The 11,360-nt window shown below is 74.7% G+C and carries 8 protein-coding genes; 1 reads left to right on the forward strand and 7 read right to left on the reverse strand.

Features of this window, described 5'->3' with window-relative positions; translation table 11 throughout:
- Positions 1 to 2: 2 nt before the first annotated feature.
- The 4 genes from AYX06_RS12365 to xylA form a co-directional block, all read right to left on the reverse strand.
- Positions 3 to 1,622: a 5-oxoprolinase subunit B/C family protein gene (locus AYX06_RS12365; protein WP_062736025.1), complete on the reverse strand. Its 1,620-nt coding sequence runs from the start codon at positions 1,620 to 1,622 to the stop codon at positions 3 to 5.
- On the reverse strand, positions 1,619 to 2,383 hold the full coding sequence (locus tag AYX06_RS12370) for a LamB/YcsF family protein (RefSeq protein ID WP_062736026.1): 765 nt from the start codon (positions 2,381 to 2,383) through the stop codon (positions 1,619 to 1,621). Before AYX06_RS12370 ends, AYX06_RS12365 begins: the two co-directional genes overlap by 4 nt.
- 186 nt (positions 2,384 to 2,569) lie before the next feature.
- Positions 2,570 to 3,964: a xylulokinase gene (xylB, locus tag AYX06_RS12375; RefSeq protein ID WP_062736027.1), complete on the reverse strand. Its 1,395-nt coding sequence runs from the start codon at positions 3,962 to 3,964 to the stop codon at positions 2,570 to 2,572.
- Positions 3,965 to 4,124: 160 nt separating this feature from the next.
- The gene (xylA, locus tag AYX06_RS12380) at positions 4,125 to 5,348 is read right to left on the reverse strand and encodes a xylose isomerase (RefSeq protein WP_062736028.1); all 1,224 of its coding nucleotides are present in this window, start codon (positions 5,346 to 5,348) and stop codon (positions 4,125 to 4,127) included.
- Positions 5,349 to 5,499: 151 nt separating this feature from the next.
- On the opposite strand from xylA, the gene AYX06_RS12385 reads away from it, so the two are divergent.
- Complete coding sequence (locus AYX06_RS12385) at positions 5,500 to 6,666, forward strand: ROK family transcriptional regulator (RefSeq protein ID WP_062736029.1); 1,167 nt, start codon at positions 5,500 to 5,502, stop codon at positions 6,664 to 6,666.
- Between the two features lie 92 nt (positions 6,667 to 6,758).
- Here AYX06_RS12385 and AYX06_RS12390 read toward each other — a convergent pair whose 3' ends face one another.
- The 3 genes from AYX06_RS12390 to AYX06_RS12400 all read right to left on the reverse strand — a co-directional run.
- Entirely contained in the window at positions 6,759 to 7,928 is a 1,170-nt protein-coding gene (locus tag AYX06_RS12390) for an endo-1,4-beta-xylanase (protein WP_062736030.1), read from the reverse strand.
- A 166-nt stretch (positions 7,929 to 8,094) separates the two neighbouring features.
- Complete coding sequence (locus AYX06_RS12395; protein WP_062736031.1) at positions 8,095 to 10,482, reverse strand: glycoside hydrolase family 3 N-terminal domain-containing protein; 2,388 nt, start codon at positions 10,480 to 10,482, stop codon at positions 8,095 to 8,097.
- Positions 10,483 to 10,508: 26 nt separating this feature from the next.
- Positions 10,509 to 11,360: carbohydrate ABC transporter permease (locus tag AYX06_RS12400; RefSeq protein WP_407927932.1), on the reverse strand; the 852-nt coding region annotated here is incomplete at its 5' end.

Consider the following 11,360-nt stretch of genomic DNA (forward strand, 5'->3'; position numbering starts at 1 on the left):
TGCTACTCCAGAGGGTTCTCGGTGGCGGGACGGTCGGTCTCGGGGCGCCCGGCGGCGCCCCCGGGGTCGGGCGGGACGAGCTCCGGCGCCGGGATCCGGCGGAAGCGCAGCCGGGCGCCCGGGGGCAGCTGGGCCAGCACGGCCAGGTCCTGCGGGTGCACCACCCCGATCACGGGGTACCCGCCGGTGGTGGGCGCGTCCTGCAGCAGGACGACGGGCAGGCCCGAGGGCGGGACCTGGACGCAGCCCGGCACGGTGCCCTCGCTGGGCAGCTCGTCGGTGCGGGTGCGCTCGAGCGGCTGTCCGTCGAGCCGGGCGCCCACGCGGTCGGACGAGGTGGCGAGCGCCCACTCCTGGGTGAAGAACGCCTCCACCGCGGAGGCGGGGAACCAGTCGTCGCGGGGGCCCGGCACCACCCGCACCTCCGGCACGCCGGCCGGCTCGGGCAGCGGCTCGGGCGGCCGGACGGCCGTGCCCGGGGCGGGGCCGACGGGCACGGCGTCCCCGGGGCCGAGCGGGTCCGGGCCCAGCCCGGCGAGGGTGTCGGTGGAGCGGCTGCCCAGCACGGGCGGGACCGCCACGCCGCCGCGCACCGCCACGTAGGCGCGGGCGCCCGAGACGGTGGCGCCCACGGCCAGGCGTTCGCCGTCCCGCAGGGCGAACGGCGTGCCGGGGGCGGGGCGCCAGGGGGCGGGGCCCTCGACGGCGAGGGGCGCCGTGGCGCCGGTGACCGCCAGGACGTGGTCCCCGTGGGCGGTGAGCTCGAGGCGGCCGAGCAGGTTCTCCAGCACGGCCGCCCCCGCGAGGTTGCCGACGAGCCGGTTGGCGGTGGCCGCGGCGGCGGCGTCGAGGGCGCCGGAGGGGGAGACCCCCAGCGCCGCCGAGCCGGGGCGGCCGCCGTCCTGGACGAGGGTCTGCAGGCCGGGCCGGTCCACGACCAGGTGGGCGCCGCGGACCGGCGCCGGCGCGGCCGTGCGGGCGGCGACCTCGACGAGCTCGCGCACGGGCTGGTACCGCACGCGGTCCCCGGGGCGCAGCAGCGCGGGGTCCTCCCGGTCCAGGTCGAACATCCGGGCCGCGGTGCGGCCGATCAGCTGCCAGCCGCCCGGGGAGCGCCGGGGGTAGACCGCGGAGAACCGGCCGGCCAGGGCCACCGATCCCGCCGGGACCGCGGTGCGCGGGGTGTCCCGGCGCGGGACGTCCGGGACGCCCTCGGCCGCGCAGTAGAAGAAGCCGGGGGCGAAGCCCGCGAAGGCGGCGGTCCACTCCTGCTCGGTGTGGGCGCGCACGACCCCGGACGCGCCCAGGCCGGTGAGCTCGCCGACCGCCTTCAGGTCCTCGCCGTCGTAGAGCACGTCGATGGTCACGGTCCTCGCCTCGCCCGTCCCCTCGCTCCCGCGCGGGGCCGCCAGAGCGGTGCGGACGACGTCCCGCAGGGCGGCGGGGGTGCTCGCGCGCACCACCACGGTCCGCGCCCCGGCCACGCAGTCCACCAGGCCGGGGAGGTCCGCGGCGGCGAGCCGGGCGTGCAGGGCCACGGCGTCGTGCAGGTCCGCGCACTCCACGACGGCGGCCTGCGGTCCCAGCGGGCGGACGGAGCGCGCCGCGGCGGGCGTGCTCACAGGAAGCTGCCGACGCGCAGGCCGGCCTCCTCGAGGGCGCGGCGCACGCGCTCGGCGATGGCCAGGGCGCCCGGGGTGTCCCCGTGCACGCAGATGCTCTCCGCGTCCACCGCCACGACCGAGCCGTCGACGGTCTCGACCACGTGCTCGGTGGCCATCCGGACCACGCGCGCGGCGATCTGCTCGGGGTCGTGCAGCACCGCGCCGGGCTCGGAGCGCGGGACCAGGGTGGCCTGCGGGGTGTAGCCGCGGTCGGCGAAGGCCTCGCGGACCGTGCGCAGCCCGGCCGCGCGCGCCTGGCGTTCGATCTCGGAGCCCGGCAGCACCAGCAGGGGCAGTGTCTCGTCGACGTCGCGCACGGCGTCGACCACGGCGCCGGCGTGCTCCTCATGGTGGACGATCGTGTTGTAGAGGGCCCCGTGCGGCTTGACGTAGCGGACCCCGGTGCCGGAGGCGCGGGCCAGGGCCTGCAGGGCGCCGATCTGGTAGACCAGCTGGTCGGTCAGCTCCGCGCGGGGCACGGCGATGAAGCGGCGGCCGAAGCCCTTGAGGTCGTCGTAGGAGACCTGGGCGCCCACGGTGACCCCGTGCTCGGCGGCCACGGTGCAGGTGCGGCGGGCGACCGTGGGGTCCCCCGCGTGGAAGCCGCAGGCCACGTTGGCGCTGCTGACCACGCGCAGGACGGCCTCGTCGCCGTCCATGGCCCAGGCGTGGAGGGACTCGCCGCAGTCCGCGTTGAGGTCGATGTCGGAGGGGGACATGGTGTGCTCCTTGTCACGTCGGTCCCTTCAGCATGCGCCTTCCCGGCAGATTGTTCAACAATTTCGGCGCGCGGGTTTTCCGGGCCGGCTCGGGCGGGGCGCTCGGCGGCCGCCCGAGCCCTGCCCGCCCGCGCCGGGCCCGGACCGTGGTCCGGGACTCCTCCCGGGCGGCCGGTCCCGGTGTTCCTAGGACCAGGCGCCGGTCCGGTCGCGCAGCAGCCGGTAGGCCTCCAGGACCTGGGGCGTCGGGTCCGCGGCGAACTCCTGCACCCCGGGCAGCGCCCAGGCCGGGGGCTCGTCGGCGCCGGAGAGCGCCCAGGCGGCCTGCCGCGCCGCGCCGAGGGCCACGTACTCGCCCGGGGCGGGCACGAGCACGGGCCGCCCGAGCACGGCGGGGGCCAGCCGGCGCACGGCCTCGGACTGCGCGCCGCCGCCGATCAGCACGATCCGCCGCGCGGGGACCCCGGTGGCGCGCTCGAGGGCGTCCACGCCGTCGGCCAGGGAGCAGAGCAGGCCCTCCACGCAGGCGCGGGCGACGTCCTCGCGGGAGGTGGCCGAGGACATCCCGTGCAGGGTGGCCCGGGCCTCGGGGCGGTTGGGGGTGCGCTCGCCGTCGAGGTAGGGCAGCAGGGTGGTGCCCCCGGCCCCGGGGCGGGCGGCCAGGGCCAGGGCGGAGAGCCCGGCGTGGTCGACCCCGAGGATCCGGGTCCCGAACTCCAGGATCCGCGCGGCGTTGAGCGTCGTGGCCATGGGCAGGTACCGGCCGGTGGCGTCGGCGAAGCCGGTCACCAGCCCGGTCGGGTCGGCGGTGCGGGTCTCGGAGACCATGGCCGCGACCCCGGAGGTGCCGACCGAGAGGGAGACGTCGCCGGGCCCGAGCGTGACGCCCAGGGCGGCGGCCATGTTGTCGCCGGTGCCGGCGGCGAGCTGCGCCCCGCCGGGCGTGCGGCCCAGCACGGCCCGGGGGTGCGGGGCGAGGTCGGGCAGCGCCACGTCGTGGCCGAGGGCCCGGCGGGCGAGGTCGTGGCTCCACTGCTCCGTGCGGGTGGAGAAGTAGCCGGTGCCCGAGGCGTCGCCGCGGTCGGTGAAGAAGGAGGTCTTCTCGGCGTTCAGGTGCCAGGAGAGGTAGTCGTGGGGCAGCAGCACCCGGTGCGTGCGGGCGGCGTGCTCCGGCTCGTGCTCGGCCATCCAGCGCAGCTTGGTGGAGGTCATGGAGGCGACCAGCACGCTGCCGAGCTCCTCGGCGCACGCGGCGGGGCCGCCCATCTCCTCGACGAGCTCGCGGGCCTGGGGCGCCGAGCGGGTGTCGTTCCACAGCAGGGCGTCGCGCACCACGGCGTCGTGCTCGTCGAGGGCGACCATGCCGTGCTGCTGGCCTCCGACGGCCACGGCGGCGGCGGCGTCGAGGAACGGCCCGGCGGCGTCGTCGAGGGCGGCGAGCCAGGCCCGCGGGGCGACCTCGGTGCCGGCGGGGTGGGACGCCCGGCGCTGCCCGAGGACCTCCCCGGTGGCGGCGTCGACCAGGAGGGCCTTGGTGGACTGGGTCGAGGAGTCGATGCCCAGGACGGTGGTGCGTGCCATGAGGAACCTTCGGGACGGGAGCGGAACGGGACGGGAACGGAGCGGGACGGGGCGGCGGCGCCGCCGGAGGGGCCGGCCCGGCGCAGGGGGAACGTGCGCCGGGCCGGCCCGGGGGAGGGGCGCGGCGCCCGGGCGGGGGGAGGGGCCGCACCCGGGCGGATCAGCCGCGGGCGCCCATGAGGTGCTCGACGGCGAGCTGGTGCAGGCGCACGAAGCCGTAGTTGCGCTCCGAGGGGCCGGTGAGGTCGAGGTCCTCGTAGGCGGTGCGGTCGGCCAGGAAGGCGGCCAGGTCCTCGCCCTCCGCGAGGGTCGGCTCCGCGAGCTCGAGGATGCCGGACTGCGCCATGGCCTCCTGGACCTCGGGGTCCTGACGGAACGCGACGGCGCGCTGCTTCAGCAGCAGGTACATCTGCATGTTGGCGGCCGCCGAGTCCCAGACGCCGTCGAGGTGCTCGGTGCGCGAGGGCTTGTAGTCGAAGTGGCGGGCCCCCTGGTAGGCGCCCGGCTTCGAGGGGAAGCCGTTCTCGAGCAGGTCGACCGTGAAGAAGGCGCTGATCAGGTTGCCGTGGCCGAAGACCAGGTCCTGGTCGTACATCGGCCCGTTCTGCCCGTTGAGGTCGATGTGGAACAGCTTGTCGCACCACAGGGCCTCGGCGAGCCCGTGGGTGTAGTTCAGGGTGGCCATCTGCTCGTGGCCGGTCTCCGGGTTCACGCCGACCACGTCGCCGTTGTCCAGCCGGTCGATGAACGCCAGCGCGTGCCCGATGGTCGGCAGGAAGATGTTGCCGCGGGGCTCGTTGGGCTTGGGCTCGAGGCCGATGCGCATGTCGTAGCCCTGGGACTTGATGTAGCCGGCCACGGTGTCGATGCCCTCCGCATAGCGGTCCAGGGCGGCGTACAGGTCCTTGGAGGAGTCGTACTCGGTGCCCTCGCGCCCGCCCCACATCACGAAGGTGGTGGCGCCGAGCTCGGCGGCGAGGTCGACGTTGCGGAGCACCTTGCGCAGGCCGTAGCGGCGGACCCGCCGGTCGTTGGAGGTGAAGGCCCCGTCCTTGAAGATCGGCTCGGCGAAGGTGTCGGTGGTGACCATCTCGCAGACCATGCCGGTCTCGTCGATCGTCTGCTTCAGCCGCCCGACCAGCCGCTCGCGCTCGGCCTCGGAGGCGTCGAAGGGGATGAGGTCGTTGTCGTGGAAGGTGAAGCCCCAGGCGCCGAGCTCCGCGAGCTTGCGCACGGACTCCAGGGGGTCCAGGTCCGGCCGGGAGGCCGTGCCGAACTGGTCGCGGGCCGCCCAGCCGACGGTCCACAGGCCGAAGGAGAACCTGTCCTCCGGCGAGGGGGTGACGGAGGCGGCGAGCGAGCTCGCAGGTGAGGTGACGGACATGGCGGGTCCTTTCCCAGATTGGTTAGTTACCGTTACTTACTATAGGTGGTGGAGTACCGTGGGACCAGACCGGCGGCCGCTTTTTTCTTTCCCGCCGCACGACCGCGCCCGCCCCCGGCCCGGTCCCGCCAGCAGCGAAGGAGAGCCGTCCGTGCAGTCGAGCCACCTGCGGGAGCACAATCTCTCCACCGTCCTGCGCGCGGTGGCCGGGGCGGGGGAACCGGTCTCGCGCGCCGCGCTGGCCAAGCGCACGGGCCTCACCAAGCCCACCGTCTCGAAGCTGGTCCAGGAGCTGCTCGACGCCGGTCTGCTGGTGGAGGGGCGGCAGCCGGCCGTGCGGGCCTCGGGCCGGCCGATGATCCCGCTGAGCATCGCCCGGGGCAGCGTGCTGGGCGTCGGGCTGGAGATCGCCGCGGACCACCTGGCCTGCCTCGTCACCGACCTCGGGGGCCGGGTGCTCCACGAGGACGCCCGGTTCGGGGCGTACGCGGGGGCGTCCGTGGACGACGTGGCCGCCGCGCTGTCCGAGCTGCTCGACGACGCCCTGTCCCCCCGCCCCGACGTGCCCGTGGCCGGCATCTGCGTCTCGGTCCCCGGCCGGCTGGGCCCGGACCGGGCCACGGTGCTCTCCGCGCCGAACCTGGCCTGGCGGGACGTCCCGCTGGTCGAGCGGCTCCGGCGGCTGCCGTCCTTCCGGGGGCCCGCGCTGACGGCCGGCAACGACAGCATGCTCGCGGCGCGCACCGAGGTCCTGCGCCGGCCCGGCGAGTCCTTCCTGTTCCTGCACGGCGAGACCGGGATCGGCGGCGCCGTGGTCCTGGAGGGACGGATCCACGCCGGCGAGCACGGCTGGGCCGGGGAGCTGGGCCACGTCACGACCAGTCCCGGCGGGGAGCTGTGCCGGTGCGGGCGGCGGGGCTGCCTCGAGGCCTACGCCAGCTACCACGCCCTGCGCGGGCGGACCGGGCTGCCGGAGGACGTCCGGATCGAGGACCTCGTGGCGGCCACGGCCGAGCGGCTGCGGAGCCGGGAGGCGGTGATGGAGATGATCGGGCGGCCCCTCGGGGTGGTGCTGGCGAACTCGATGAACGTCCTGGACCTCTCGACCGTGGTGCTCTCCGGGTACTTCGCGCCGATCGCCGCGGAGCTGGAGCCCGTGCTGCGGGAGGTCGTCGAGGCCCACGCGCTGACCGCGGAGGTGGGCCCGATCGAGATCCAGCGCTCGGCGGCGGACGCCCACCCGGCGCTCAGCGGCGCGGCCGCCACGGCCCTCGAACCGATCCTGACCGCACCGGCCCGGTGGCTCGACCGGCGCTGAGGCTCCCGCCCACGCGCGACGGGCCCGCTCCCGGGGAGGAGCGGGCCCGTCGTGGGCGGTCCGGTCAGGGCCGTCCGGTCAGTGCTATCCGGTCAGCGGAACGCGGGGTGGTGCTTCCACTTCGCGTCGCCGCCCGGCTGGGACCGGACCAGGGTCTCCTGCAGGGCGTCGTAGGCGGGCTTGCGCTCGTAGTCGCCCTCCATGGTCAGGGCGTCCCCGTAGCCGGGGAAGGTGTTCGGCACCCAGGAGTGCTCGTCGAGCACGCCCCACACGGTGAAGGAGTTGCAGTCCTCCACGGCCAGGCACGCCTCGAGGGCCATGCGGTACCAGTCGGCCTGCTTCTGCCGCAGCTCCGGGCTCATCTGCCCGTCCGCACCGACCGGCCCGCGCACGTCGATCTCGGTGACGGCCGTCTCCAGGCCGAGGTCGTCGAAGCGCTGGAGGTTCTGCTGCATCCGCCCGTCGAAGCCGTACTGGAGGCCGAGGTGGGTCTGCATCCCGAAGCCGTGGACGGGCACGCCCTGCGCGAGCAGGTCCTGGATCAGGGCGTAGTAGGCGTCGGACTTCGCGTTGAGGCCCTCCACGTTGTAGTCGTTGAAGAACAGCTGGGCGTTCGGGTCCGCGTCGTGGGCCCAGCGGAAGATGTCGGCGATGATCCCCGGCCCCAGCTCGCGCAGCCAGATGTTGTCCTCCGTGCGCAGCTTCCCGCTGTCGTCGAAGATCTCGTTGGCGACCTCCCACTGCTGGATCCGGCCCTCGTAGTGACCGACCACCGTGTAGATGTGGTCCTTGAGGATGGCGCGCAGCTCCTCCGGGGTGTGGTCCCCGTTCTCGAGCCAGTCGGGGTTCTGGCTGTGCCAGAACAGGGTGTGGCCGCGCACGACCTGCCCGTTGGCCTCGGCGAAGGCGACGATGTCGTCGGCGGGGCCGAAGTCGTACACGCCCTCCTCCGGGTGGATGAACTCCCACTTCATCTGGTTCTCGGGGGTCAGGGAGCTGAACTCCCGGGCCAGCACCGAGCGGTACTCGGGGTCGGAGGGGAAGGGCTCGGGGTAGTCGGCCGAGGTGTGGTGCCCGCCGCCGGCCACCGCGCTGCCGATGCGGAAGTCCTTCGGGGTGTTCCAGCGCAGGGTGTCCTGCTGGGCCAGGCCCGGCGGCGTGGCGGGGGGTGCGGCGCTCGCGGCCTGGGGGACCGCGGTGAGGCACAGGGCGGCGACGGCGCTGGCGGCGCCGATCCGCAGGACGGGGAGTCGTCGGCTCATCTCGGGGGTTCCTTTCGGGGGGTGGTGCACGGGGACTGCAGGGGGTCTCGGACGGAGGTCGGGGGGAGACCGAGGGGACCGGTCGTGAGCGCCGGTGCGCGGTCTTCCCAGGGGGCGGGGGTCCGGGAGGCGGGGCGCGGGCCGGGCGGCGGCCCGCGCCCCGGGCTCAGGAGGCGTCGGCGGCGAGCGCGCGGTCGGCGACCTCGACGTCGACGGGGGTGGTGAGGACGCGCTCGACGTCCTCCACGTCGCGCACCGGGCCGGTGACCACGAACCGGTCCTCCAGGGGGAGGTCCTCGCTGGAGGGCCCGGCGCGCAGGACGAACTCGCCCGGCTCGACGATCCGGCGCATGGCGCGGCCGGTGAACGCGGTGCGGTCGGCGTGCAGGTGGAAGACGACCCGGGCGCTCTGCCCGGGCTCCAGGGCGATCTTGGCGAAGCCGACGAGCATCTTCACCGGCCGCACCACCTGGGCCACCGGGTCGCTCAGGTAGAGCTGGACGACCTCCTGCCCGGCCCGCTCGGACGTGTTGGTCACGGTGACGGCGGCGTCCACGGTGCCGTCGGCGCCGATCTGGGTGGCGGAGAGCTCCAGGGCGTCGTAGGAGAACGTGGAGTAGCCGATGCCGTGGCCGAACGGGTAGAGCGGCCGGGGGTCCAGGTTGGAGACCCCCTCCGCGTACCCGCCCAGGGTGGGGGTCAGGTAGGTGCCGGGCTGCCCGCCCACGTGCCGGGGGATGCCCACGGGCAGCCGGCCGGAGGGGTTCACCCGACCGGAGAGCACCCCGGCGACGGCGTGGCCGCCCTCCTCGCCCGGCATGAAGGCCTGCACCACGGCGGCGCAGCGGTCGTCGAACGCCCCGAGGCTGTAGGGGCGGCCGGTGACGAGCACGAGGACCACCGGGGTGCCCGTGGCCAGCACCGCCTCGACGAGCTCGGCCTGCCGGCCGGGCAGGGACAGGTCCACCACGTCGCAGCCCTCGCCGGAGGTGCCCGTGCCGAACAGCCCCGCGAGGTCGCCCACGGTCACGACCGCGAGGTCGGCCTCCTCGGCGGCGGCCACCGCCTCGGCGATGCCGCTGGTGTCCGGGTCCGTGAAGTCGACGCCGAGGGCGTGGCGGAACGTGGTGTCCCCGCCCGCGAACTCCTCGGTGAGGGCGTCCACGATCGAGGTGATCTCGATGCCGGTGCCGGACTCGCCGAACCGGGACAGGACGTGGTTGGTGAAGCTGTAGCAGCCCAGGAAGGAGCGGGGCTGGGCGGCGCTGGGGCCGATGACGGCGACCCTCCGGGCGGTGTCGCCGGTGAGCGGCAGCACGCCGTCGTTCTTCAGCAGGACGACGGACTCCTCGGCCATGCGCCGGGCCAGCCGGCGGTTGCCCTCGGAGTCGAGGTCCACGGCCCCGCCGGCGGTGCCGGGGTCGAAGCCCTCGTCGAGCAGGCCGAGCTGGATCTTCTGGGTCAGCACCCGGCGCACCGCGCGGTCGAGGAGCGCCTCCTCGAGGGCGCCCTCCCGCACGGCCGCGGCGAGGTCGGCGAAGCAGCTGGTCTCGGGCAGCTCGACGTCCATCCCGGCCGCGAGCGACTGCACGCCGGCGTCCCGGGGGTCGGTCGCGACGTGGTGCATGGACTCGAGGAAGCTGACGGCCCAGTAGTCGGAGACGACCGTGCCCTCGAAGCCCCACTCGTCCCGCAGGAGCGTGGTGAGCAGCTCGGGGTCGGCGGCGGGCGGGACGCCGTCGACGTCCGCGTAGGAGTTCATCACCGCGCCCACCCGACCGATCCGCACCGCCATCTCGAAGGGCACGAGCACGACGTCGCGGAGCTCGCGCGGGCCGATCGAGACGGGGGCGTGGTTGCGCCCGGCGCGGGAGGTGGAGTAGCCGGCGAAGTGCTTGAGGGTGGCGATCACGCCGGCCTCCTGGAGCCCGCGCACGTACTCGGTGGTCAGGCAGCCCACGAGGTAGGGGTCCTCGCCGACGGTCTCCTCGACGCGGCCCCAGCGGTAGTCGCGCACGACGTCGAGCACGGGGGAGAGGCCGAGGTGGACGCCCACGCCCTTCATGTCGTCGCCGATCCGCCGGGCCATGGTGCGGACCAGCTCGGGGTCGAACGCGGCGCCCCAGGCGATCGCGGCCGGGTAGCAGGTGGCCCCGAGGGTGGTGAAGCCGGTCAGGCACTCCTCGTGGGCGATCGCGGGGATGCCCAGCCGGGAGGTGCCCACGACCTGGCGCTGCAGGGTGCGCAGGTGCTCCACCCCGTCCGCCGCGGAGATCGGGGCGCTGCCGAAGGCGCGGGTGATGTGGCCCAGCCCGTGGGCGATCGCGGCCTCGAAGGTGGAGCGGTCGTTGGCGAAGGCGGACTCCATGGGGGCGGCCCCGCCGGTCGCCTCCTCCGGGTCCGGGCGCAGCCAGTAGCTGCCGAGCTGGCCGGCCTTCTCCTCCAGGGTGAGCTCCTGCAGGAGGGCGTCGACGCGCTCGCCGACGGGACGGGACGGGTCGTTCCACACCGGGGTGCCGGACGGGGTGCTGGGCGGGGTGCTGGGCGAGATCATGGGGTTCCTTCGGGTTGGTGGGCGCGTCACTTGCCGAAGCCGGCGGTGAGCCCGGCGACGAGCTGGCGGCGCCCGAAGACGTAGAGGACGAGGATCGGCAGCGCCGAGAGGACGACGGCGGCCAGGACGGCGGGGATGTCCGCCTGGAACTCCCCCTGGTAGGTCCACAGGGACAGCGGCAGGGTGCGCTTCTCGGAGCTCTGGGTGAGGATCAGCGGGAAGAGGAAGTTGTTCCAGCTGTTCAGCGCGTTGTAGACGCCCACGGTGGTGACGGCGGGCATGCTCAGCGGCAGCACGAGCGTGCGGAACACCTTCCAGTCCCCGGCCCCGTCGAGGGTCATGGACTCGTAGAGCTCGTTGGGGATGTCGCGCATGAAGTTGGTCAGGATCAGGACCGTGATCGGGATCCCGGAGGCGATGCCGGGCAGGATCAGCGCCGCCAGGGTGTCGTAGAGGCCCAGCTGCACGATGATCAGGTAGATCGGGATGATCGTGGCCTGGATCGGGATGGCGATGCCCAGCAGGAACAGCCGGTTCGAGAACACGGCCAGCCCGGTGCGGCTGCGCACGATCACGTAGGACGCCAGCAGGGACAGGAACACGATCCCCGCCACCGTGCCGACGACCACCACCACGCTGTTCAGGAAGTACTGGACGAACTGGTTCTGCAGCACCGTCAGGTACGGCGTGAACGTCGGCGCCGAGGGCACCAGGGGGTTGGTGGAGTAGTAGTCCTCCCGGGGCTTCGTGCTGGTGATCGCGATGTAGTAGATCGGGACGATGATGACGGCCAGCCACAGCCATCCGCCGACGGCCGCCGGGATGTTGGGGACGCCCCGGCGCCGGCGGGCGGGAGCAGCGCCCGCGGGGCGGGGGCC

It is taken from the genome of Kocuria turfanensis (assembly GCF_001580365.1).
Taxonomy (GTDB): domain Bacteria; phylum Actinomycetota; class Actinomycetes; order Actinomycetales; family Micrococcaceae; genus Kocuria; species Kocuria turfanensis.